We start from the raw sequence: 23,393 nt of genomic DNA, 5'->3' as shown, positions 1-23,393 counted from the left end.
AACGCCCAAGTGGCCGAAATCGGACCCTGGTAGATGCATGGGCCTATTTTGAAGAGGCTTGTTCAGCGTTGCCTTAAATCAAGGGGGGCGAAGCATGCGCGATGGCAAGAGGTAGGGATTGAACTGCTCACATGGACTGATCGCATGGCACTCCCAACCAGCCACCAAGATACCGCCGGACACCGGCGATGAACGCCGCAAGTGCCCGGCTGCGGAGCTGTTACAGCAGCCGCCCGGAATATCACTGGCCGATATCGATCCGACCGTAAATACCATTGACACCGCGATTCGGACCTGCCGCAAAGAACAGGGTGTTGGTCGGCTGTCCGTTCACACCATTGCCGAAAGCAATGCCCCACAGGCCCGGTATGGTGATCGGCGTACCGTCGTTCTGGGTGAGCGTGCCCACCAAGGCTCCGCTTTGTTGGTCATACGCGTGGATCGTGCCATCACCGAAATTGCCGACCAAAAGCGTGTTGCTGAATCGGCCGAAGTTAGCAGGCGCCAAGGCGATGCCCCACGGCGCATTAAGTGCCCCGCCACTGGCAAGACGCTTCTTCAGATTGCCGCTGGCGTCATAGACGTCGACAAAACCCAGGCCGCTGCCATGGACGGAGAAGCGAGCCGTACTATCTTGCTGGGCATACGAAACAACGATGTTGCCACCAATCGCCTGGATACCGAACGGAGCAAAACCCGCAGGCAACGCCGGATCCGTAAAACGGCCGGTGGTCGCCAGCTTCTGGAATCCACTATCGAAAACATCCACCTTGTTATTGTGAAAGTCCGCCGCATAGATCCGGGCCGCACCACTGTCGCTACCAATGGCCAGGCCGGTATATTCCGCCCCGCCTGTCGCATCGTCATAGGCAGTCACTGCATTGGTCAGATTGACCGTGGGCGACCACGCGGCAATGGTGCCAGCAAGCGTAGCAAAAATAAATGCACTGGAACCCGTCACGCCGCTCTGGCTGACAGGAAAGCCGCTGGCGCCACTGAACACGATGCCGGTCGGACCCGCGGGGCCATTGGCACCGTCAGGAATGGCAACCACCAATTGCTGCGGCGCACCGTTGCCATCATAGAGCGTGGACTTCTTCGAACCAGCATCAGCCACCCACACGAATCCTGTCGGGTTGAAGGCAATACCCCAGCCGTTCTTCAGGTTCACATCTGTATTTGCCGCAGAGGTGCTGCCATCTGACACAAGAACGGTCGACTTGAACGGTGTTGTATCACCGTCGCCACCGCCGCACGCAGCCAAGCTGGCCGCGACCGCAGCAGAGAGCGCAAATTTCAAAGCTATCGAGCGCAGGGAAACCATGGTGCCATTCCTCCTTGAATAATATGAATGCGGCCGTAGGTACCACGGATTCAGGAAAAGGTTGCAAAGGCATTCAAATCAAACTACGACTTGAAAATGCCCCGCGTGTCAGACAATGCAGTCGCAACTTATCGACGCAAAAAACCCACATACTGAACATGCAGCAATGCACCACAACAGGGTTCTGTCCATGAAACGTCTCGCCTATTTATTGCTGCTCTGCGCAGCTTGCACGCTGCCGGCTTGCGCACTGGTGGAGTCCATACCAGATCCGAGTTTGGCAATGCCAAAAATGCAAGCGCATCCCGACCGCATGGTCGTAGTGACGGTAGCCAACCCACGACAATCGTTCGCGTTGAGCGCAGGTTCGACGGGCAACGGGTACAGCAACACCTATGACACCAGTGGCAGCGCGCGCGCAACGCTGGCTACAATAGCCCACCAATATGAGTTAACGCATGTGATGGCATGGCCAATTTCCGCGCTCGGCGTGCACTGCGCGGTGCTCGAAATTGAAGATGGAAGGTCACGGAAGTCCGTGCTCGATAAGCTCGCCGCGGACCCGCGGGTGCAACTGGCAGAACCTCTACAGACCTTCGAGGCCCAGGCAGAAGCATCACCCGAAAAGCGCTATACATCGCTGCAGAAAACGGTGCATGAAATCGGCGCAGATGCGGCCCATCGGGTCGCGTTAGGCGATTCGATCCGCATCGCACTGATCGATACGGGTGTGGACACCGAACACCCAGACCTGCGCAGTCGAATTGCATCCACGCGCAACTTCGTCAACAGCGACTGGGCACAGTTCAACCGTGACGAGCACGGCACCAAGGTCGCCGGCGTCATCGCAGCCGACGGCGGCGGGCAGTCCTCGAGCAGTATTACGGGCATTGCACCGCGCGCTCGCCTGGTTGCCATGAAGGCCTGCTGGCAAAACGCCGGTTCGGGTGCCACGTGCAACTCGCTGACGCTGGCCCAGGCCATCCAGGCCGCCCTGGATGCCCGGGCCGACGTCATCAACCTCAGCCTAGGCGGCCCCGCTGACCCGCTACTTTCCGCCCTCGTCGAACAAGCCATCAAAAAAGGCGTGGTTGTCGTTGGCGCAGTGTTGCCGAGTGGCGACCTGAAAGCATTTCCCGTAGGAATCCCAGGAGTTATCGGTGTCGCCACAGCAACATTTGCCAACCGCGCGCCAGCATTGCAAGCATCCACGCTGCTCTACGCACCGGGACACGACATCCTGACACTTACCCCCGGGGGGCACTACGACTTCGTCTCCGGCTCATCTTTTGCCGCCGCACAGGTGACAGGTTCCGTAGCACTGCTGCTCGCGGCCACGCCCGGCGTAGACCCGAGCGCTATCCATGGCGTGCTTGAGCGAACGAGTGGTCCCAACCAACACTACGCACGCCTGATCAATACCTGTCGTGCGCTGGCCGCTTTGCGTAGCGGTTGCAATGAATCCTTAGCCCCGTAAGCAAACAAATGCTCAAGCCCCCTCGCGATTCTGTACCACCGGTTCAGCAAAAAGCACCACTGGAGCAGCACGCAGCGCATCAATCTGCCGCTTGATATCCGCATGGGGAGAGCCTCCACCTTGCTCCAAAGCACGTGGCCCAAGGGAATAGACCCCGCTGTCGCTCGGGCCTGCCACGATTTGCAGGTTCAGCGGCGCGAGCAGCGCTTGCAGCTGACCGACCGATGCAGCCGGATCAATCACCAACCGAATTGTGGCGCCCATAGAAGCATTCTCCGCCGCAGAGAGCGTGCGATAGGATGGCGTATCACTGGCCCCCATCTTCATGCCAAGCACGGTCAAAACTCCGCTCTGCAACAGAACCAGCGCACCAAGACCGTAGGCCACCGCCAGCAGCCGTGGACGTAACACAGGACGCGGCGTATCGATACGCTGCGAGAGACGCGAAAGTCCCGCCTCAACATCAGGATAGACAGCGCCCTCGCTCACGTTCAGTGAGTTTTTCCAGTCTTGTTGTAGCGCCAACTCGGAACGGCAAATCTCACAGTGGTGCAGGTGGCTTTCGACTTCCGCCTGCTCGCTCACAGAGGCCGTCTGATTCACAACCCATGGGATCAACTGCCATATGCGTAAATGGATACGGTCGTCGTAGGTAGATTCGTTCATTGTGTGGTCCCCGTTGGCCGGCCAGAAAGCGCCGGCATCAGGTTACGAAGTTTGACGCGTGCATGGAACATCCTGGACTTGACAGCGGTGACTGGTACAGAGGTGATCTCCGCAATCTCTTCAAGAGAGTGTCCCATCACATAGGCCAATTCCAGCACCATTCGGTGCTCGGGCGACAGCAGGTTCAGCCCCTTCTCGATCCAGTCCTGTGTTTCAAGATCCTGGAAAGGTTCGACGACCATCTCCTCGATATCCGATGGCAGCGGCGCATGGTCCAGCCCCTGCTGCCGCAATGCCTTCAGCGTCACACGGTAAGCAATCCCCATGAGCCAAGTGGAGACGCGAGAGTCCCCTCGAAATTCCGCCGCTTTTTGCCAAATGATCATGAATGTATCGTTGATCACCTCTTCTATCAGGGCCTCGCTGCGCGTGAACCGATTCAGAAACCGGGCCAGTCTGCGGTGGTAGCTGCGATACAACGCGGCAAGTGCAGCCCTGTCGCCATAACCGACACGCTGAAGCAATGCGCTTTCACTAAGGAGGTCGGGCGAATGTTCTATCAAGGGACAAGAGCGATTAAAGGTTTTTGCGTTAGCCTGCCTGCGCTGAAATAGCGATGTCAGTATGTGCTGCACACGGCTAAAAAGGTTGCAAAACAGTGGAAATTCCATTTTGATGTCGTCGTAACTCCGTCCTCCGCACCCATTTTCCGAACGGGGAACCAGGTGCATTGAAGCGATGCTTGCAGTAACGGGCGCCGGCACGGGCGATAAACTGCCAGACCACTAGCCAAACCGACAAAAGGCCATCCATGGACGTGACATTCACCCGCAATTGCCACGCCTGGGCCGATGACCTAGCCATCGTCTCCTACACCGCCGGCCAGGGACCTGCACTGGTACTGCTGCACGGCTACCCCGAAACCCACTTGGCCTGGCTACCCGCAGCCCGCCTGCTGGCCGCGCATTTCACGGTGGTGCTGGTGGACCTGCGCGGCTATGGCGACAGCACGGGGCCGGCGCCGGATGCGCAGCACCACAACTACAGCAAGCGCGCGCTGGCCGACGATGTGGCCCGTGTCATGCGCGAGCTGGGGCACACGCACTATGCGGTGGCCGGCCATGACCGGGGTGGCCGCGTAGCGCACCGCCTGGCGCTGGACCACGCCGAGCACGTGCGCGCCCTGGTATCCGTCACCGTGATCCCCACCGTCGAGGTATGGAAGCGCGTGAACCTGGCGTTCGGCCTGCATGCCTACCACTGGCTCATGCTGGCCCAGCCCGCACCCCTGCCCGAGACGCTGCTGGCCGCCGACCCCGACATGTTCCTGGACAACACGCTGACGCGCATGACGCACGGGCGCCAGGTGATAGACCCGGCCAGCTATGCCGAATACCAACGCTGCTTTCGCCAACCCAGCGTACGCCTGGCCATGATTGAAGACTACCGCGCAGCCGCCGGCTATGACATTGCACTGGACGCCACCGACCAGGCCGCCGGACGCAGGCTGCAATGCCCCGTGCTGGTGCTATGGGAAAGCCGACGCTATACCGAGGGGGAAACACCAGTCGACATCTGGCGGCGCTGGGCCGGCCAGGTGCAGGGGCAGACACTGGACACGGGCCACCTGATGATGGAAGAAAAGCCGCTGGAAGTGGCCCAGGCGATCCGCGCCTTCCTGCAGAACCTCAAAGCCTTTTAGGCCTGCAGCGCAGGTAATACCTGCGCAAGCAGCTATTTATTCAATAGCACAACCTAGTCAAACGCCCAGGCAGAGGCCACAGACGGCCCTACCGGACCGCGCCATAGCCGACGCCCAGGCGCATCGCCACCCGCGCCGCTGGCCACCATCAAGGGCAGCAAATGCTCCTCGCGCGGATGCGATGCGCGGCCACCCGGAGCCGCGCTCCACTGGCTGAGTTGCTGTGTGCGTTCGGCCCAGCTGCCGGCCAGCGCGGTCTCCAGCCAGCTGTCAAACGCAAACGAAGCGGGCGCCGCAGCCTGGAAGTTGCGCAGATTGTGGAAGCTCATGCCGCTGCCCATGATCAGCACGCCCTCGTCGCGCAGGCTGCGCAGCGCCTGGCCCAAGGCACAGTGCAAGGCCGGGTCCAGGCTGTGGTGCAAGGACATGGCCAGCACCGGCACCTGGGCCTGCGGGTACATCACCTTCAGCGGGATGAAAACACCGTGGTCCCAGCCATAGCCTGGGTCCACCTGGACCGGCAAACCAGCCGCCTGCAGCAACGCGGCCGCACGTGCAGCCAATGCCGGCTGGCCGGGCGCCGGGTAGGTCAGCGCATAGGTCTCGGGCGGAAAGCCGAAGTAGTCGTAAATCAGCTCCGGCTGCGCCGCGCCGGCAAAGCTGGGCACGGCCGCCTCCCAATGGGCGGTAATGATGAGGATGGCCGTGGGCGTGGCCGGCAGCAAGGCCGGCACGCCGCGCAGAAAGTCCTCCATGGGCTGGTACAGCTGCTTGCGCTCCCCGGTCATGAAGAACGAGGGCCCACCGCCGTGCGGCAGGTACACCGCCGGCATGCGGCCGGTGGCAGACCCGCTCACAGCGTGGCTTCTATGGATTGGCGCAGCTCGGCGGTGATCACGGGCATCACGCCAAACCAGGCATTGAAGGCCGGGCGTGCCTGGTTCAGCAGCATGCCCAAGCCGTTGACTGTGGGGTTGCCGCGTGCGCGGGCAGCGGCCAGCAAAGGTGTTTCCAGGGGCACGTAGATCACGTCGGACACCAGCGCATGCGGGGGCAGCTGGGCCAGGTCCAGGTCCAGCGCGGGGCTACCGTGCATGCCCTGGTTGGTGGTGTTCACCAGCAGGGCGATATCGGCCAATGCCTCGTGGCGCTGCGACCAGGGCAGCACGCGGACCGGGCTGCCAAACTCCCGGGCCAGCTGCTCGGCCTTGTCCTGCGAGCGGTTCAGCAGGCGGATCTCCTTGGCGCCACGCTCGGCCAGACTCAGCACCACGGCACGCGCGGCACCGCCCGCGCCCAGCACAGTAATGGGGCCGGCATCGGCACTCCAGTCGGGCTGGGCATCCAGCAGACACTGGATGTAGCCGTAGCCATCGTTGTTGAAGCCTTTGAGCGAGCCGTCTGGCTGCACCACGATGGTGTTGATGGCGCCCATGCGGCGGGCCATAGGGTCGAGTTCGTGCATCAGCTCCATGGCCGTGACCTTGTGCGGAATGGTCACGTTGCAGCCCGCAAAGCCCAGGGCCGGCAGGCCGGCCAGTGCCGTAGCCAGGTTTTCCGGCTGCACCGGCAGCAGCACGTAGGAGCCGAGCAAGCCGTATTTCTGCAGCCAGTAATTGTGCAGCTTGGGGGAACGCGAATGCGCCACGGGCCAGCCCATGACGCCGGCAAGACAAACTTTGGAGGTAGACATGCGATCGGTATGCGTGGTTGAAAACTATTTTTTGCCTGCGGGCGGGAGCACGCTGATGATGACCTGTTTGCCGTTCTCGACCTTGGTCATATAGCTTTCCCGGTCCAGGTCGCCATTCTGGTCAAAACTGACGTCCATCAAAATACCGGGGCTATCTTTGACCAACAGGCTCACACCCTTCATGGCCTGGGCAAAAGCCTTGGAGTCGAACTTGCCGATCTTCTCAGTCACGGCCTTCACCACGTACATGCCGGAATAGCCCTTCAGGCCGTTGTGATCCGACTTGACCTTGTACTCGGCCAGAAAGGCGTCGCTGAACTTCTTGATCAACGGCTGCGGCGCGTCGGCCGTCAGGCCCACATGGGCGATGGCGCCGTTGGCGGCCTCGCCGGCCAGCTCTATCACCTTCTGGCTGGTCAGCACGGTCTCGCCCATCAATGGCTTGGTATAGCCCTGCTTGCGGAACTCGCGCAGCGCGCGGGCGGCCTCTTCTTCGTTGGTGTAGACAAAGGTGGCGTCGCTGCCCGACTGCTTGGCCTTGATCACGGCCGCGCTCATGTCCAGCTGACCGGGGTCTACCGAGATGGCGTTGCTGACCTTGATGCCGCGCGCCTCCAGCTCCTTGCGCACCAAATCCAGGCCGCCCTTGCCAAAGTCGTTGTTCACATAGATCACGTCCACGCTCTTGGCCTTGACCGCATCGCGGATGTAGTTGGCGATCTTGGGCATGGCCGTGGCCTGGGTGAAGCTGGTGCGGAAAATATACGGGTTGCCCTGCTGGGTGATGGAAGCCGCTTCGCCGCCGGTGAAGTTGGGAATCTCGGCGCGGCGGGTTTCCGCCATGCTGACCATGATGGAGCCCGAGAACACCGGCCCCATCACCACGTACGCGCCCTGGTCCACCGCCTTCTGCGCCAGCGCCTTGGCCACGCCGGGGTTGGACTGGGTGTCTTGCGACACGTAACTGATCTTGCGCCCCAGAATGCCGCCCGCTGCGTTGATCTCCTTCACCGCCAGCTTGATGCCATTGTCGAAATTGCTGCCCGACGTGGCGCCGGTGCCGCTGAGCTCCACCAGCCCATAGATCTGCACCGTTTGGGCATAGCCCGTGGCGGCCATAGCCAATGCCACACTGCCAATGGCGGCCCCGATAAAGCGGTTCATGTTGTCTCCAGTTTTGTAGTAGTAAACGCCCGCCCAGCCCAGACACTGGCAAGCGCCGCACATTGTGGGAAGAACGCCAGCATTTGGGGAGATAGCAAAACACCATGCGCGATAACCGCAGGTGATCGCATGGCAGCGGCGGCTACACCTCGTACACCATATGCATAGGCCAGGGCATCGCGCTGGTGCAGGAGGGGGCCTGAAAAAACTACATTTTTGATAGCAGCTTACGCAGTTATTACCTGCGCTACAGGCCTATTTCCTATAAATACTGGCAGCACTTACGACGCCATCAATTGCCGCACGGCAGCCCGCGCCTGGGCCCGCAACTCGGCCACATCCACGCCCTGCAACAGGTCGTCCGCCACCACCCTCTGCCCGGCCACGAACAAGGCCTTCAGCCTGGGCCGGCCACCGCTAACCACCGGGCCCAGCGCCACATCGTGCAGGCCGAAGTAGCGCGGGGCATCCAGCGCGTAGATGGCCAGGTCGGCGGCCATGCCCGGCGCCAGCGTGCCAACATCGCCCAGGCCCAGCACGCTGGCACCGCCCGAGGTGCCCCAGGCGACCACGTCGTCGGCGCTCACGGCGACCCGTTCGCCCTCGCCCGCGCCGCCACGGAATACCGGTTGGTTGCGGTCGCCCTGGGCGGCGCGCTGCATCAGCCAGGCGGCATGCACCTCAGAAATCATGTCGGCGGCCTCGTTGGATGCCGCGCCGTCCACGCCGATGGAGATCGGCACGCCGGCGGCCTGCAGCGCCATCACCGGTGCGGTGCCACTGCCGAGGCGGCCATTGCTTTGCGGGCAGTGGGCGATGCCGGTGCGGGTGCTGCCTAGCAAGGCGATTTCTTCGGCGTCCAGCTTGACCAGGTGGGCGAACCACACATCAGAGCCCAGCCACTCGTGCTCGGCGACAAAGCGCACCGGCGACATGCCGTGCATGCTGTGCACCGAGTCCTGGTAGCCCACGGTTTCCGACAGATGCGAATGCAGGCGAATGCCCAGGCGCCGCGCGGTGCGGGCGCACTCGACCAGCTCGCTCGGCGCCAGCGAATACGGCGGCGTGGTGGGCGCCATGACGACACGGCGCATCGCGTCAGAAGCCGGGTCGTGGTAGCGCGCGGTAAGGCGCTCCACGTCGGCCAGGTAGGCGTCCAACGTTTCGGGTCGCATGGCCTGCGATAGCTCGGCCTCCAGCTGGCGGGTGCAGGTGGCGCCGCCACGGCACAGCACAAAGCGCAGGCCCATGCGCTCGGCCTCCTCGAACAGAATCGCCGAGCTGTCGAACGGCATGTCGGGGTAGTACAGGTAGTTGTGGTCGGCCACCGTGCCGCAGCCGGACAGCGCCAGCTCCAGCAAGCCAATGCGCGCGGCGATGCGGAACAGCCGCTCGTCAAACGCCGCGCGGAAGCGGTACGGCGTGGCCGCCAGCCAGGCCGTCAGCGGCAGGTCGATGCCGTGTGCATCCCCTTTCAGCAGCGACTGAAACAGGTGGTGGTGGGTGTTGACCCAGCTCGGATAGATGACGCAATCGGTCGCGTCGATAACGGCCTCGCCCGGCTTCGGGCTGAGCTGGCCGATGGCTTCTATGCGCTGGCCACGCAGGCGGATGTCGGGGCCGGCAATGCGTGAAGCGGCACCGGGTTGGCCGCTGAGGATGGCAGCGGCGTTGCGGATCAAAGTGGTGGTCATGTCGTGCTTTCGTGCCAGTGTCCTAGAGCTTTATTGGAAAGCCAAACCATGCTGACGAACAGCAGCACGCCGGTAACCGAAATCAGTACCAAGGCCGCAAACAGGCGCGGGATATTGATCTGGAAACCGGCCTGCAAAATCTCGTACGCCAGCCCGGCGCCGGTGCCGCCGGTGCCAGCCACAAACTCGGCCACCACCGCGCCGATCAAGGCCAAGCCGCTGGAGATGCGCAGCCCGCCAAAGAAGAACGGCAAGGCACTCGGAATGCGCAACCGCACCAGGGTCTGCCAGCGGCTGGCGCCGTTCAGCTTGAACAGGTTCAGCAGGCCCGGGTTCACGCTGCGCAGACCCAGCACGGTGTTCGACAGGATGGGGAACAGCGTCACCAGCGTAGCGCACAGCACCAGAGCGAAAGTGGGGTTCTTCACCCAGATGATGATCAGCGGCGCAATCGCTACCACCGGCGTCACCTGCAGCAGGATGGCATAGGGGAACAGGCTGGCCTCGATGAAGCGGTTCTGCACAAACAGAAAGGCCCCGGCCACGCCCAGCACCACGGCCAGCGCAAACGCCAGCACCGTGACTTTCAGCGTCACGCCCAGCGCCCGCAGCAACGATGGCCCATCGGTCAGCAGAGTCTGGAAGATGTCGCTGGGCTTGGGCACCAGGTACACCGGCACCTGCCAGGCACTGCACAGCGCCTGCCAGATCAGCAGCAACACGATGCCAAAGCTGATCGGTGCCAGCCAGTTGAGCACGCCGGGGCGTTGCAGCCGGGGGGTTGTCATGGTCATCACTCCTTCAGTGCGCAGACATCAGCAAGGCTGAGAGTTCGCGGCAGTGGTCGGCGAATGCAGGCGACAAGCGATAGCTCTCGGATCGGTCCGATTCAATCAGCGGCACATCGGCCATCAGCCGACCGGGACGTGCCGCCATCATCACCACCCGGCTGGACAGAAACACCGCTTCGTAGATGCTGTGGGTGACGAACACCACGGTGAGGCCGCGCGCCGCCCAGAGCGCCCGCAGATCGGCATCCAGCTTGTTGCGGGTGAACTCGTCGAGCGCGCCGAAGGGTTCGTCCATCAGCAGCACATCGGGCTCGGTGACCAGGGCGCGGGCAATCGAAGCGCGCATCTGCATACCGCCCGAGAGCTCGCGCGGGTATGACTGGCCGAACGAGCCCAGCCCCACCTGCTCCAGCGCCGTGGCGACCCGGGCATCGGCCTCGGCGCGCGGCACGCCGTGCAGGTCCAGCGGCAGGCGCACATTCGCCGCCACCGTGGTCCAGGGCATCAGCGTGGCTTCCTGGAACACCATCGCCGTCTTCAGGCCGGACTTGGCCGGGGCGTCGAAGCCGGCCCAGCGCACATGGCCGTGCGACGGTGATTCGAGTCCGGCAAACATCTTCAGCAGCGTGCTCTTGCCGCAGCCGGACGGGCCTAGCAGCGAGACGAAGTCACCGCGCTGGATGCGCAAGCTCATGCGCGACAAGGCATGGGTGCCATTGCCATAGGTTTTCTCGACCTGGTTGGCGTGGAGCACGGTGGCGGCGTCCGGCGGCAAAGACGGCAGGGACTGCACAGGAATGGGAAGGGCTTGCATCAGCATGGTGCGGCTCCTTATGCGGCCACGGGCAGGATGGGAATGCGCCGGTTGCCCTGGTGCACTTCTTCCTCGCCATGGGCCTTCAGCAGGTCCAGCAGTTGGCGGCGCACCATCAGGCCCGGGCGGTCGCTGGGCATGTGGAATTCCTGCCGGCGCGTGGTGTCGATACAGGCGTCGAAGTCGGTGGCCTCCAGAATGTCGCGGTCTTCGGCGGTGATGGCCGCATCCCAGTCAATCAGCTCCTGCGTGCTGCACTGCGCCTCGCTATCGTTGCGGTACAGCCACTGCACCAGCATCAGGCGGTCGTCGCTGATCGGAGTCGCGCAGTTGTAAATGATGTGGTCGATGCCGCTGTCCGGGTACTGGCAGCCAAAGCGGCGCGCAAACGGCAGGTAGTAGCGGTTCGTTAGGTGCCGCTGCGTCATCGGCGCGGTGCTGCCGGTGACACGGTGGCCAGCCGGCGGGTTCTTGATCGGCACCAGGGTCTCGGCCTCGAAGCCGTAGTCGGTGTCATGGATCTCGTACTTCTGCGGCACCGGCTGGTCGATGTTGCCGAAATTCGCCTTGTGCACGAAGCTGAAGTGCGAGTTGTCGAAGGCGTTTTCCATCACCCGCACCGGGCTGGTTTTCCATTCCTCGTAGAACTGAAAGATGCGGCGGTAGCCCGGCGCGCCGTCTTCCGGGAAGTGCGGAATATCCCGCAGCGGGTCTTCCAGCGCCACCCACACATAGCCGTAGCGCTTCTGGCAATGGAAGGCCGGCACCTTGGCTCCTGCCGGGATATTGCCCTCGGGGTTTTGCGGAATGCGTACGCAGCTGCCGCTGCAGTCATAGGTCCAGCCGTGGTAGCCGCAGACGATGTTGTCGCCGTCGACAAAGCCTTTGGACAGCTTGGCCGTGCGGTGGCAGCAGCGGTCGCGCAGCGCGGCCGGCGTACCGTCCTGCTTCTTCCAGAGCACCAGGTTTTCACCCAGCAAGGTGAAAGGTTTCGGGCCGTTGTCCAGCTGGCTGATGGGCATCAGCGCGTACCAGAAGCGGCGCAATACGGGTTGTTGGGTGACTAACATTTCATCTCTCCTTCATCGGCGCAGAGCCTGCTTTGCAGCGGCTCTGCGCCACCGGCCGGCGTGCCAATGTGGTCGCCTTCGCCAGATTCTTCATCGTCCGATAATCCGTTTTAAGGCATGACCTTCAGGTCTTTCACGAACTGTGTGGTGTAGGCCTTTTTCCAGTCCACACCGGGCTTCAGCAGCCCGGCCGAGAGCATGAATTTATAGGTCTGCTCCCAGCGCGCATCGGTCATCACGCCAACGCCCTGCGTGGCCGCGTCGCCGCCGTCCACCGCCTTGACTTCCTTCAGGCGTTTCACCGCGAAGGCGATCAGGTCGTCTTCCATCTTCGGGTTGTCTTTCTTGATCAGCTCATTGCCCGGTGCCGGGTTCGCCAAGTAGCTTTTCCAGCCCTCCATCGAGGCGCGGACAAAGCGCGCCACCACGTCGGGCTTCTCGGCCACCATCTTCTGCAAGGTGACGATGGTCGTACCGTACGGCGGGTAGCCCTGGTCGGCCAGCAGGAAGAAATTTGCCGGCACACTGCTCTTCATCGCCATGAAGGGCTCGGACGAAAGGTAGGCGCTTTGTGACACGTTCTTGTCGGCGATGAAAGGCTGCAGATTGAAGGTGTAGGGCCGCACCTGGTCCATGTTGTAGCCGTACTTGCCCAGCAGCCAAGGCAGCCAGCTGGTCTGGGCCGAGGTATTGGCCAGAATGGTCTTGCCCTTTAGGTCGGCCAGGCTTTTCACATCGTCGTGCGCCATGATGCCTTGCAGGTCTTTCTGGAACGAGGCCGCTACCGTCACCACCGGCAGACCTTTCTCAATCGAGTTCAGGGTCTGGATGTCGTAGCCCATGATGAAGTCTGCCTGGCCGGCCGCCAGCAACTGGATTCCGTTGATCTGCGGGCCGCCCATCTTGATGGTCACGTCCAGCCCGTACTTTTTGTACAGGCCGGTGGCTGCTGCCTGGTAGAAGCCGCCATGCTCGGCCTGGGCGTACCAGGAGGTCAGCAAGGTGACCTTGTCTTGCGCCCAGGCAGTGCTGGCCAGAGTGGCGGCGGCCAGCGCCAATGTCAGGCGGGCACACCAGTGAACGGTGGGGAATGCTAGGTTGCGCTGCATGTCGATCTCTCCTAAAGCTACTTGCTGTGGAAAGACGAAAGCACCGCGCGGAGCCGCCAGGCGGGCTGCACACGCTCTGCGCAGCAAGCTGTTCTCCGTTGCGCCCCGCCATAAAACGGAGCACAAATGTCCAAGCCATCAGGCCTGGGCATGCGACGGTGCTGACGTCGCCGGAGCAATGACCGACAACCAACGCCTGGCTTGTATTGAGGCGGGTTGCTGACAGCTTCTACTCCAGTACCGAATGTGCAAATCCTGTGCCAGGAAAGTCGCACGGCTTTGGTGCGAAGCCCGCTGCCCCTCGGAAAAGTCAGTCCCAAAAAACTGCGGGCGCGCGCAGGTGACCGGCGTCGCAGCCGGCCACACCACTAGGCACTAGGTCAACGCAAACGCGCCTTCAACTCTTCGCTAGCCTGGTGCAAAGCGGCCTTGGTCGCGGGGACCGACGACAGCACATTCAACAGCCCGAAGTCATGGATCATGCCGTTGTAGCGGGTTGCCACGACGCTCACGCCCGCTGCGTCCAGCTTGCGGGCATAGGCCTCGCCTTCATCGCGCAGCACGTCTTTCTCGGCCGTCTGAACCAGGGCTGGTGGCAGTCCCTTCAATTGCTCTGGAGTGGCCTGCAGCGGCGAGGCGTAGATTTCCTGGCGTTGCTTTGGATCGGTCGTGTAGGCGTCCCAGAACCACTTCATCATGCCCTTGGTCAAGAAGTGGCCGTTCGCGAACTCGTCATACGAAGCATTCTCAAAATTGGCGTTGGTGACAGGCCAGAACAGTACCTGTGCGCGCAACGCCGGGCTGCCCTTGGCCTTGGCCATCAGCGCTACCACCGCCGCCATATTGCCACCCACGCTATTGCCGGCTACCGCGAGACGCTTGCCATCCACGTCGATCTGGGCGCCGTTCTCAGCCACCCATTGGGTGGCGGCATAGGCCTCGTTGATGGCCACGGGGTAGCGCGACTCGGGCGAAGGCGTGTAGTTGACGAACACAGCTGCGGCACCAGAATCGGCCACCAGGTCGCGCACGAAACGCTCATGGGTTGGGAAGTCACCCAATATCCAGCCGCCACCGTGGAAGAACATAAACGCCGGCAGCACGCCCTTGGCTCCTGCTGGGCGCACGATAGTGAGTTTCAACGGTTTGCCGTCAATGTTGACTGTCTTCTCGCTTACATCGGCGGGCGGCAGCTTGGCGCCCTGCTGTGCCCCGACCAGCACCGCGCGTGCATCTGCCGGAGAGAGGCTCTCCAGAGGCTGACCACCGCCCTTGGCGACCGCCTCCAGAAATGCCTGGGTATTGCGTTCAACCCCAGGGCTACCAGCAGCCAGCGCGACGCTGGAAACAAGAGCTGCGACGGACGCTACAAAAACTTTGGATGAGGACATGAGCTACTCCTATGTGACTAAATCGGTAGAGATATATGCCGTTTGGCAACACTTACTGTATCTGCGCAGAAATACTTTTAATCACATAAAATACGCATAAATTGATCTAGAGTATTTCATGAATACCTGTACCGACCGCCTGGATGCATTGCTGCACCACTTCCCCGTGCGGGCCCGCATGTTCCACTCGGGCGCCCTCTGCGGCATTACCGAATTCACAGAACAGGGAGACGGCCAGTTGCACCTGGTGAAAGCGGGGGCCTTGGACGCGATCCACCCAGGACTGCCCGTGCTACATGTGACAGAGCCCAGCCTGCTGCTCTACCCAAGGCCCTTGGCGCGCCAGTTCATCACAGACACTGAGCACGGCGCGGACCTGGCCTGCGCGCACCTGCACTTCGAAGGCGGCCTGGCCAACCCTATCGCGGGTGCCCTGCCCGACGTGGTCTGCCTGCCCCTGAAGGAGATTGACCGCGCCGACCACGTGCTGGCACTGCTTTTCGAGGAAGCGTTTGGCAGCAACTGCGGCCGCCGCGAAGTGGTGGACCGGCTGTTTGAAATCGTCCTGATCCAGATCCTGCGGCATCTCATGGAGACGGAGCGCATCCACAGTGGCCTGCTGGCAGGCATGTCGCACCCCAAGCTGCGCAAAGCCCTCACGGCCATGCATGAACAACCTGCAAAGGAGTGGTCGCTGGAGAGCCTGGCCGATATCGCGGGCATGTCGCGCAGCATCTTCGCCAACACCTTTCGCGACACGGTGGGCTCTACGACCGGGGTCTATCTGCAGGCGTGGCGGGTACGGCTGGTACAAAAGGCATTGCTGCAAGGGCAGCAGTTGAAAAACATCGCAAACGAAGTCGGGTACGGCAGTGAGGCCGCATTGTCCCGCGCATTCAAAGCCCAAAGCGGACTCACCCCGCGTGAGTGGAAGCAGGCTCGCCAGTCCACTTGAGTGCGGAGGCTGCATCTCCGCAAACTTTTAGAACGTGTCTACGTTCTAAAAGCCTGCTCAGACAAAAAGTCGTACATCCCAATGGTGCTGCCACATGGCGGCGGGCATAGGCCATTGCAATGTCGATCGGTATATGACTTTTGCCCCGAATGCATCCTCCAATTGAGGTAAGTTTCCCGTTCGAAAATTTACCAAAGGTTTACAGTCAAAACACAACCTGACAGCTAAAGGCTCACGCAGAAGCCTCGCGGGTGATTACGAATCGATACCCAGCGGCGCATGCCCTATTGCATGTTTTGTCGCCCACGTATGGAGACAAGCTATGCATTTCTTCAACCACTTGCTGCACCAGCTAGCTAAAGCCATGGCTGCCAACGGCACGTACCAGCATACCGTTCGCTTATCTGCATTTAGCGTTATCTCTGGCCCGCTTAAAGAAGCCAATGGAGGCTCCATACGCAAAACGCTTTAACCCGGTGCGAGAACCCCATGAACGCAAAGAGATAAGCCATCTTGTCCAGCCTCCATACATTTCATTTTATTTCCGGCCTGCCCCGCTCAGGCTCCACGTTGCTAGCGGCCCTTCTGCGCCAGAACCCGCGCTTTCACGCAGGCATGACCAGCCCGGTCGGCACTTTATTGTCTGGAATGCTGAACCAGTTCAGTGCTGGCAGCGAATTCGGTGCAACCATCGATCAAACCCAGCGCCAGCGCTTGCTGCGCGGATTGTTTAAAACCTATTACGAAGATCAGTCCGACAAAGAGGTCATTTTCGACACCAACCGCATGTGGTGCGCACGCATGCCCGCCGTGCTGGATTTATTCCCCACAGCCAAAGTCATTGCCTGCGTACGCAATGTCGCCTGGGTCATGGACAGCATTGAACGCCTTTACCGCGCCAACCCGTACGAAAACACCAAACTCTTTACGGACGACAGCGAGCGCAGTACGGTGTACAGCCGTGTAGACACACTCGCATTGCGCAACCGCCTGGTCGGCTATGCCTGGACGGGATTGAAGGAGGCCTATTACGGAGAGCACGCAAAGTCACTCTTGCTCGTCGATTACGACCTATTGGCCCAAGCGCCGGAAAAATGCCTGCGCCTTGTCTACGATTTCCTGGAAGAACCCTGGTTCAGGCATGACTTCCATCAGGTCAGTTATGACGCACCCGAATTCGACCAGGCTCTCGGCGTAAAGGGACTGCACAGGGTCAGATCCAAAGTGGAAATCCAGGCCCGCACCACCCTGCTGCCGCCAGACCTATTCAAACAGTATGCAGCCCTGTCCTTCTGGCAAGACGGTGCTGCCAGTGCCGCCAATGTCATTCGAATCACTGGCAACAAAGAACCAATGGGGTTGAGCCCATAACACCACCGGAATACGCTATGAAAAACATAATGGCGAAATGGTTCAGACCTGAAGCACGCACGACTTTGGCGGCTGCCACGGCAGATGCCAGACCGGCCCCTCCCCGGCCAGCGTTGATGATGCAGCTTGAGCCACGCATTATGTTTGACGGCGCCGCAGTGGCCACGGCCGAAGCCACTGTGATCACCCACGCCGTCCCCCATTTGGATGCACCGTTGGCGGTTGCCATGGAGAAAAGCCACGTTGTTGCCCCCCCACCCGCGCCCGACAATGCCGTTCCCGCAAACACCAACGCTGTCGTTTTTATCGATGCACGCGTTGTCGATGCGCCCAGCCTTTTGCGCGATGTGGCGAAAGGTACTCAGATTGTTTACTTGCAAGACCGACAGGACGGCTTGCAGCAGATCGCCAATTATCTTGATCAACACCAAGGTGTCAGCTCGGTGCAGATCATTGCCCACGGCAATGCCGGGGACCTTTGGCTAGGCAGCAGCTACCTGTCAGCCGAGAACGTCGCTACGCAAGCCGATGTGCTGGCACGCATCGGCAATGACATGCATGTCGGCGGCGATATCCTGCTCTACGCATGCAACACCGCCGGAAACGACAAGGGTATCGCCTTTGTCGACTCCCTGGCGCAATACACCGGGCGCGATATTGCCGCGTCGACCAACCGCACAGGACTGGGCGGCGACTGGACCCTGGAAATCGCCACTGGCACCATCGAAAGCCGCAACGTACTGTCGGCCCAGGCCATGGCCTCGTACCAGTATGGCCTCGCAACCATCACCGTGAACAACAACGGAGACAGCGGCGTCGGTACGCTGCGTCAGGCCCTGAGCGATGCAGTGGCGGGTGACACAGTGACGTTCAACAGTACCATGACGGTCAATCTGAACTCGCAACTGAGCATTACCAAGAACCTCACGGTGGAAGGTGACCTGAACCACGACGGCATTGCCGATGTGACCCTCAATGGTCAGTACAAAACCCGGGTACTTCAGGTCAATTCCGGGGTCACTGCGACCTTCGACGGGCTGATCATCAAACAAGGACTGGTGACCGGCAATGGTGCTGGCGCCGGTACGGACGGCACGGCGGCCATGGGCGGCGGTATTTTCAACGCCGGCAACCTGACCCTCCAGAATGTCACCGTAACCAGCAACGCCGCTTCGGGCGGCGGTGGCGGTGGCGGAGTTACCGCACCTTACGTCGGTGGCGCGGTCGGTGGCGGTGGCGGCGGCGGCGGTGCATTGGGCGGGCAAGCCGGCGGTCATGGTGGCACCTCCGGTTTCGGCACGGGTGTGTACGCCGGTACGAGTGGTAGTGCCAACACGGGCGGTAACGGTGGCGGGTACAACCCCAACTACATGGGCGGTCGCGGCGGTAGCAGCAGCGGTGGCGCGGGCGGTGTGGGGGCTGCCAACTACAGCAGCGGTGGTGCGGGGGGCACGGCGAACAACGGCACGATTTCCATCGGCGGCGGCGGCGGCGGCTCCGGTTGGGACAAGCCCGGCAGGGCCGGGGCGTCGGCCGCCGGTGGTATTTACAACGCCAGTAGCGGCACCCTGACGGTCATTGGCACCTCAGTGATTTCCGGCAACATCGCCGCCGGTGGTGGTGGTGGTGGCGGTGGCGGTCTAGGCGGTTCCGCCGACTCCGGTGGTGCGGCCGGTAAAGGTATCGGTGCAATCTGGAACAAAGGCACGTTGTTGATGACCGCTGCCAACTTCGCCGCCATGACCGGTAACGTTGGTGGCAGCGGCTCCGGTGGTCCGGCGCTGGGCGGCGGCAGTACCGGCGCCAGCACAGCAGCCGTGAACAACATCTTCAACGATGGCGGCACATTGAATACCAGCTATGCGCCAGCCCCGACCGCGACCGTCGTGGTCACCAACACGGCCCAACACATCGGTAGCACATCGCTGGTGACCTTCACCTTCAACCAGGCAGTGACTGGGTTCACCAATGCCGACCTAACGATTTCCAACGGTACCCTCAGCCCAGTCAGCTCCAGCGACGGTGGCATCACCTGGACTGCGACCTTCACCCCCAGCTCAAGTGTCACCAGTGCCACCAACCACATCGTCCTAGATAACACCGGTGTCAGCAGCACATCGACGAGCACGGCGGGTATTGGCACCACAAACTCCAACAACTACGCCATTGATACCGTACGGCCCACAGCAACCCTCGTGGTCGCCGACAACGCATTAAAAGCCGGCGAAACCTCACTGGTGACCGTCACCTTCAGCGAAGCGGTCAGTGGGTTCACCAATGCCGACCTGACCATTGCCAACGGCACACTGACCGCGGTGAGCAGCAGTGACGGCGGGATCACCTGGACCGCAACCTTCACCCCGAGCACCAGCACCACCGACGCCACCAACCTGATCACCCTAGACAACACGGGCATAGCTGACCTGTCTGGCAATGCCGGCACCGGCAGCACCGATTCAAACAACTACGCTATCGACACCCAGCGTCCGACCGCCACGATTGTGCTGGCCGACTCGGCGCTGACAGCGGGGGAAACCTCGCTGGCAACCATCACATTCAGCGAAGCGGTAACCGGCTTCACCAACGCCGACCTGACGATTGCCAATGGCACATTAACCGCGGTCAGCAGCAGTGATGGCGGCATCACCTGGACAGCTACCTTCACGCCCACCGTCGGCGTGAATGACTCCAGCAACGTCATCACCCTGGCCAATACTGGTGTGACCGATGTGGCCGGCAATACCGGCAGCGGCACCACCAACTCCGGCAACTACACGATCGATACCGTGCTGCCGACAGCAACTATCGTAGTGGCAGACAACGCGCTGAAAATCGGTGATACGTCTCTGGTGACCATTACCTTTAGTGAAGCCGTCAGCGGCTTCTCCAACGCCGACCTCAGCATCGCCAATGGCACGCTGACCGCCATGAGCAGCAGCGACGGTGGCATCACCTGGACGGCGACGTTCACCCCGACTGGCGCAATTACCGACACCAGCAACGTCATCACCCTGGATAACAGTGGTGTACAAAACGCATCCGGTAATGCCGGCAGCGGCACGACGGATTCCAACAACTACGCCATCGATACCGTGCGGCCCACTGCAACTGTCGTGGTGGCAGACAATGCTCTGAGCATCGGCGAGACCTCGCTGGTCACTTTCACGTTCTCTGAAGCAGTGAGCGGCTTCACCAACGCCGACCTGACAATTGCCAACGGCACGCTGACATCCGTCAGCAGCGGCGACGGCGGCATCACCTGGACGGCAACCTTTACGCCGACCGCCAGCACCACCGACGCCACCAACCTGATTACCCTGGACAACACCGGCGTGATGGACCTGTCCGGCAACGCCGGGACCGGCAGCACCGATTCCAACAACTACGCCCTCGACAGCCAACGTCCAACGGCCACCATCGTTTTGAGCGATACGACTCTTAAACCAGGCGAAACCGCGTTGGTGACCGTTACATTTTCCGAAGCGGTGACGGGATTCGACAACAGTGATTTAAGCATCGCAAACGGCACACTGACCGCAGTGAGCAGCAGTGACGGCGGCATCACCTGGACCGCAACCTTCACCCCGACCGCAAGCACCACCGACGCCACCAACGTCATCACCCTGAGCAACAGTGGCATATCCGACCTGGCCGGCAATACCGGAGCGGGCACCACAAGCTCGGCCAACTATGCTGTCGAAACCGAAGTGCCGACTGCCACCATCCTAGTAGCCGACAACACCCTCAAGGCAGGTGAAACCTCGCTGGTGACCATCACCTTCTCGGAGGCAGTGAGCGGTTTCACCAACGCCGACCTGACCATTGCGAACGGCACACTGAGCACCGTTTCATCCGGTGATGGCGGCATCACCTGGACCGCGACCTTCACACCCACAACCAGCGTGACAGATGCCACCAACCTGATCAGCCTGGACAACACCGGCTTCACCAACGCTTCGGGCAACAGCGGCATTGGCGTAACGGACTCGAACAACTACGCCATCGATACCGCTCGCCCCGCCGCAACCATTGCGTTCGCCGATACGACACTGGCCACCGGTGAAACCTCACTGGTTACTTTCACTTTCAGCGAAGCAGTCACTGGCTTTACCAATGCCGACCTGACCATCGCCAACGGCAGCTTGAGTGCGGTGAGCTCCAGCGATGGCGGCATCACCTGGACCGCAACCTTCACACCTGCTGCCAGCACCGCAGATACCACCAACCTAATAAGCATCGACAACACTGGCGTGCAGGATACGGCGGGCAACACCGGCACAGGCACGACCGACTCCACAAACTACATCGTCGATACACAGAACCCCACCGTCACCTCTGTCAGCGTGCCGGCCGACGCCACCTACATAACCGGGCAGAACCTGGACTTCACCGTCAATCTGTCGGAGGCCGTGCTGGTCGATACCAGCGGCGGCACACCGCGCATCGCGGTCAGCCTCGATACCGGCGGTGTCGCCTATGCCAACTATCTATCCGGCTCAGGCACCAGCGCCCTGGTGTTCCGCCTCAGCGTCACCTCGGGCCAGCTCGACAGCTCAGGCATCAGCCTGGCTGGCAGCCTGGACTTGAACGGCGCCAGCGTGCGCGATGCAGCTGGCAATGACACAGCCACGGGGCTCCACAGCGTGGGCAGTACGGCCGGCGTGCTGGTCGATGCCGTGGCCCCTGGCGTGACTTCTGTGGATGTCCCGGCGGCTGGCGACTACAAAGCTGGCGACGTGCTCAGCTTCACGGTCCAGACCTCCGAAGCCGTGGTCGTAAATACCGCTGGTGGCATACCGCGCCTGCCTATCGACCTGGACGGCACCACCGTCTATGCGACCTATATGTCCGGCTCCGGCAGCACGTCCCTGGTATTCCAGTACACCATACAGACAGGCCATACCGATACCAACGGCATTTCTGTCGCCAGCAGCCTGGAGCTCAACGGTGCGACGCTACGCGATGCGGCAGGCAACGCCACGGCCCTGGCGCTCAACGGCGTGGGCTCCACCAGCGGGGTTCTGGTCGACACCACCCCACCAACGATTCTCAGCGTCAGCCCCCTGGACAGTTCGCCAACCTCCGACGACAGCGTGCACTACACAGTCACCCTTTCCGAAGCGGTGCAAGGGCTGGACGCTGGAGACTTTCAATTAACCAAGGATGGCACAGTAACCGGCACGATTTCCGCACTGACCCAGGTAGATGCCCAAACCTATGTGGTAACCATCTCGGGCATTAGCGGCACAGGCGCTTTGCAACTCAGCCTAGCCGGAGCGGGCAACAATATCAGCGATGCCGCTGGCAATGGCTTGCAAGGTTCTCTCAGCGGCGCGGCATATGCCATTGCCCCGCCGGAATCCACCGCCCCACCAGCACCTATTGCCCCGCCGGTTGCCATACAGGTCTTGCCTCCCCCCAGTCCGCCAGTGCCCACCATCGGCAGCGACCCGATCCAGCTCGGGCCGGTCACACCCAATATCGTATTGGCCGTTTTTAGCAACGGGACGGGCGCAACAGCCTCGCCATCGCTCACGTTGGATCCCTTTGGCAGCAGCCAAGCCGGTAATGGGTTACAGCTGTACAGCCCGCCTGGCCAGTCGATTGGCTTTACCCTGAACCTGCCCACAGTAGGTGCCGGCCCCTCCGATGGCCACGCAACCTCGATACCGGTCCGCGACACCCCATTCATCACAATGGCCGATCCAAGCCAGCGCGAGGCCATCAGGTCCCTGCCTGATCTCGGAACCCATAGCATCCAGAGCGGCCAGAACTTTGGCTTTGCCCTGCCTGCTGACAGTTTCAGCCAAAAAGATCCGGACGCGCGCGTCAGCATTGCCGTGCGCCAAGCCAATGGCAGCGCCCTGCCCCCCTGGATACGCTTTGATCCAGCTACTGGCTGGTTCAGCGGCAAGGCACCACCTGGACAGAGTCAGACTCTGGTGCTGGAAATTGTGGTCCGTGACGCTAGCGGCGCGCAGGCCATCAGCCGCATGGAGATTTCGTTCGAAAAAAGCGATGCACCAGTCGTCCCTGGCGGTGGCACAAGCTTTCTGATGCCGCAGGGCAAGCCTGGGCTGCATGAACAGCTCGCGCAATTCGGCCACACGGCCTTCGAGCGGGACTGCGATGCCTTGTTGGATCTTCTTGCCACTGCCTAACCCCAGAACCA

Annotated in this window: 18 protein-coding genes; 6 read left to right on the top strand and 12 right to left on the bottom strand. The window is 61.5% G+C overall.

Annotation, left to right across the window (positions count from 1 at the left end):
• Positions 1–241 precede the first annotated feature (241 nt).
• On the bottom strand, positions 242–1,324 hold the full coding sequence (locus AC07VY_RS23855; RefSeq protein ID WP_495099622.1) for a TIGR03118 family protein: 1,083 nt from the start codon (positions 1,322–1,324) through the stop codon (positions 242–244).
• Between the two features lie 190 nt (positions 1,325–1,514).
• Between AC07VY_RS23855 and AC07VY_RS23850 the strand changes: the two genes are divergently transcribed.
• Entirely contained in the window at positions 1,515–2,801 is a 1,287-nt protein-coding gene (locus AC07VY_RS23850) for a S8 family peptidase (protein WP_495099623.1), read from the top strand.
• 12 nt (positions 2,802–2,813) lie between these two features.
• Here AC07VY_RS23850 and AC07VY_RS23845 read toward each other — a convergent pair whose 3' ends face one another.
• The gene (locus AC07VY_RS23845; RefSeq protein ID WP_495099624.1) at positions 2,814–3,467 is read right to left on the bottom strand and encodes an anti-sigma factor; all 654 of its coding nucleotides are present in this window, start codon (positions 3,465–3,467) and stop codon (positions 2,814–2,816) included.
• Positions 3,464–4,138, bottom strand: a complete 675-nt coding sequence (locus tag AC07VY_RS23840; RefSeq protein WP_495075232.1) for an RNA polymerase sigma factor — start codon at positions 4,136–4,138, stop codon at positions 3,464–3,466. The genes AC07VY_RS23845 and AC07VY_RS23840 overlap by 4 nt, the downstream gene beginning before the upstream one ends.
• Positions 4,139–4,278: 140 nt before the next feature.
• On the opposite strand from AC07VY_RS23840, the gene AC07VY_RS23835 reads away from it, so the two are divergent.
• Positions 4,279–5,169 carry an alpha/beta fold hydrolase gene (locus AC07VY_RS23835; protein WP_495099625.1) on the top strand — a complete coding sequence of 297 codons (891 nt, stop codon included), beginning with the start codon at positions 4,279–4,281 and terminating at the stop codon, positions 5,167–5,169.
• A 53-nt stretch (positions 5,170–5,222) separates the two neighbouring features.
• Here the strand turns inward: AC07VY_RS23835 and AC07VY_RS23830 are convergent, their stop codons facing one another.
• The 9 genes from AC07VY_RS23830 to AC07VY_RS23790 form a co-directional block, all read right to left on the bottom strand.
• Positions 5,223–6,026: a DODA-type extradiol aromatic ring-opening family dioxygenase gene (locus AC07VY_RS23830; protein ID WP_495099626.1), complete on the bottom strand. Its 804-nt coding sequence runs from the start codon at positions 6,024–6,026 to the stop codon at positions 5,223–5,225.
• Positions 6,023–6,862: a shikimate dehydrogenase gene (locus AC07VY_RS23825; RefSeq protein WP_495099627.1), complete on the bottom strand. Its 840-nt coding sequence runs from the start codon at positions 6,860–6,862 to the stop codon at positions 6,023–6,025. The genes AC07VY_RS23830 and AC07VY_RS23825 overlap by 4 nt, the downstream gene beginning before the upstream one ends.
• Positions 6,863–6,886: 24 nt before the next feature.
• The gene (locus AC07VY_RS23820) at positions 6,887–8,026 is read right to left on the bottom strand and encodes an ABC transporter substrate-binding protein (protein ID WP_495099628.1); all 1,140 of its coding nucleotides are present in this window, start codon (positions 8,024–8,026) and stop codon (positions 6,887–6,889) included.
• Positions 8,027–8,307: 281 nt separating this feature from the next.
• On the bottom strand, positions 8,308–9,720 hold the full coding sequence (locus AC07VY_RS23815; RefSeq protein WP_495099629.1) for an amidohydrolase family protein: 1,413 nt from the start codon (positions 9,718–9,720) through the stop codon (positions 8,308–8,310).
• Positions 9,717–10,508, bottom strand: a complete 792-nt coding sequence (locus AC07VY_RS23810) for an ABC transporter permease (RefSeq protein WP_495099630.1) — start codon at positions 10,506–10,508, stop codon at positions 9,717–9,719. Before AC07VY_RS23810 ends, AC07VY_RS23815 begins: the two co-directional genes overlap by 4 nt.
• Positions 10,509–10,521: 13 nt before the next feature.
• The gene (locus AC07VY_RS23805) at positions 10,522–11,331 is read right to left on the bottom strand and encodes an ABC transporter ATP-binding protein (protein ID WP_495099631.1); all 810 of its coding nucleotides are present in this window, start codon (positions 11,329–11,331) and stop codon (positions 10,522–10,524) included.
• Between the two features lie 11 nt (positions 11,332–11,342).
• Entirely contained in the window at positions 11,343–12,395 is a 1,053-nt protein-coding gene (locus tag AC07VY_RS23800; RefSeq protein WP_495099632.1) for an aromatic ring-hydroxylating dioxygenase subunit alpha, read from the bottom strand.
• A 110-nt stretch (positions 12,396–12,505) separates the two neighbouring features.
• Positions 12,506–13,504 (bottom strand): ABC transporter substrate-binding protein, encoded by a 999-nt coding sequence (locus AC07VY_RS23795; RefSeq protein ID WP_495099633.1) that lies wholly within the window; start codon positions 13,502–13,504, stop codon positions 12,506–12,508.
• A 380-nt stretch (positions 13,505–13,884) separates the two neighbouring features.
• On the bottom strand, positions 13,885–14,895 hold the full coding sequence (locus tag AC07VY_RS23790; protein ID WP_495099634.1) for an alpha/beta hydrolase: 1,011 nt from the start codon (positions 14,893–14,895) through the stop codon (positions 13,885–13,887).
• Between the two features lie 118 nt (positions 14,896–15,013).
• Here AC07VY_RS23790 and AC07VY_RS23785 point away from each other — a divergent pair, with 118 nt between their 5' ends.
• The 4 genes from AC07VY_RS23785 to AC07VY_RS23770 all read left to right on the top strand — a co-directional run bounded on the left by AC07VY_RS23785 (position 15,014) and on the right by AC07VY_RS23770 (position 23,382).
• Positions 15,014–15,850, top strand: coding sequence for a cupin domain-containing protein (locus AC07VY_RS23785; RefSeq protein ID WP_495099635.1), 837 nt, complete (start codon positions 15,014–15,016; stop codon positions 15,848–15,850).
• 322 nt (positions 15,851–16,172) lie between these two features.
• Positions 16,173–16,322 carry a hypothetical protein gene (locus AC07VY_RS23780; RefSeq protein ID WP_495099636.1) on the top strand — a complete coding sequence of 50 codons (150 nt, stop codon included), beginning with the start codon at positions 16,173–16,175 and terminating at the stop codon, positions 16,320–16,322.
• A 41-nt stretch (positions 16,323–16,363) separates the two neighbouring features.
• Complete coding sequence (locus AC07VY_RS23775) at positions 16,364–17,221, top strand: sulfotransferase family protein (protein WP_495099637.1); 858 nt, start codon at positions 16,364–16,366, stop codon at positions 17,219–17,221.
• A gap of 140 nt (positions 17,222–17,361) precedes the next feature.
• Positions 17,362–23,382, top strand: coding sequence for an Ig-like domain-containing protein (locus AC07VY_RS23770; RefSeq protein WP_495111394.1), 6,021 nt, complete (start codon positions 17,362–17,364; stop codon positions 23,380–23,382).
• The last annotated feature ends 11 nt before the right edge of the window (positions 23,383–23,393 follow it).

Source organism: Rhodoferax sp. GW821-FHT02C08 (genome assembly GCF_059421805.1).
This window is presented reverse-complemented; position numbering and strand designations above follow the sequence as displayed.

Bases quoted from the DNA above. Each gene is read 5' to 3' on its own strand.
- AC07VY_RS23785 (WP_495099635.1), top strand. From the start codon at position 15,014: ATGAATACCTGTACCGACCGCCTGGATGCATTGCTGCACCACTTCCCC.
- AC07VY_RS23805 (WP_495099631.1), bottom strand. From the start codon at position 11,331: ATGCTGATGCAAGCCCTTCCCATTCCTGTGCAGTCCCTGCCGTCTTTG.
- AC07VY_RS23780 (WP_495099636.1), top strand. From the start codon at position 16,173: ATGCATTTCTTCAACCACTTGCTGCACCAGCTAGCTAAAGCCATGGCT.
- AC07VY_RS23795 (WP_495099633.1), bottom strand. From the start codon at position 13,504: ATGCAGCGCAACCTAGCATTCCCCACCGTTCACTGGTGTGCCCGCCTG.
- AC07VY_RS23835 (WP_495099625.1), top strand. From the start codon at position 4,279: ATGGACGTGACATTCACCCGCAATTGCCACGCCTGGGCCGATGACCTA.
- AC07VY_RS23815 (WP_495099629.1), bottom strand. From the start codon at position 9,720: ATGACCACCACTTTGATCCGCAACGCCGCTGCCATCCTCAGCGGCCAA.
- AC07VY_RS23770 (WP_495111394.1), top strand. From the start codon at position 17,362: ATGTTTGACGGCGCCGCAGTGGCCACGGCCGAAGCCACTGTGATCACC.
- AC07VY_RS23810 (WP_495099630.1), bottom strand. From the start codon at position 10,508: ATGACAACCCCCCGGCTGCAACGCCCCGGCGTGCTCAACTGGCTGGCA.
- AC07VY_RS23820 (WP_495099628.1), bottom strand. From the start codon at position 8,026: ATGAACCGCTTTATCGGGGCCGCCATTGGCAGTGTGGCATTGGCTATG.
- AC07VY_RS23850 (WP_495099623.1), top strand. From the start codon at position 1,515: ATGAAACGTCTCGCCTATTTATTGCTGCTCTGCGCAGCTTGCACGCTG.
- AC07VY_RS23845 (WP_495099624.1), bottom strand. From the start codon at position 3,467: ATGAACGAATCTACCTACGACGACCGTATCCATTTACGCATATGGCAG.
- AC07VY_RS23840 (WP_495075232.1), bottom strand. From the start codon at position 4,138: ATGGAATTTCCACTGTTTTGCAACCTTTTTAGCCGTGTGCAGCACATA.
- AC07VY_RS23825 (WP_495099627.1), bottom strand. From the start codon at position 6,862: ATGTCTACCTCCAAAGTTTGTCTTGCCGGCGTCATGGGCTGGCCCGTG.
- AC07VY_RS23855 (WP_495099622.1), bottom strand. From the start codon at position 1,324: ATGGTTTCCCTGCGCTCGATAGCTTTGAAATTTGCGCTCTCTGCTGCG.
- AC07VY_RS23790 (WP_495099634.1), bottom strand. From the start codon at position 14,895: ATGTCCTCATCCAAAGTTTTTGTAGCGTCCGTCGCAGCTCTTGTTTCC.
- AC07VY_RS23800 (WP_495099632.1), bottom strand. From the start codon at position 12,395: ATGTTAGTCACCCAACAACCCGTATTGCGCCGCTTCTGGTACGCGCTG.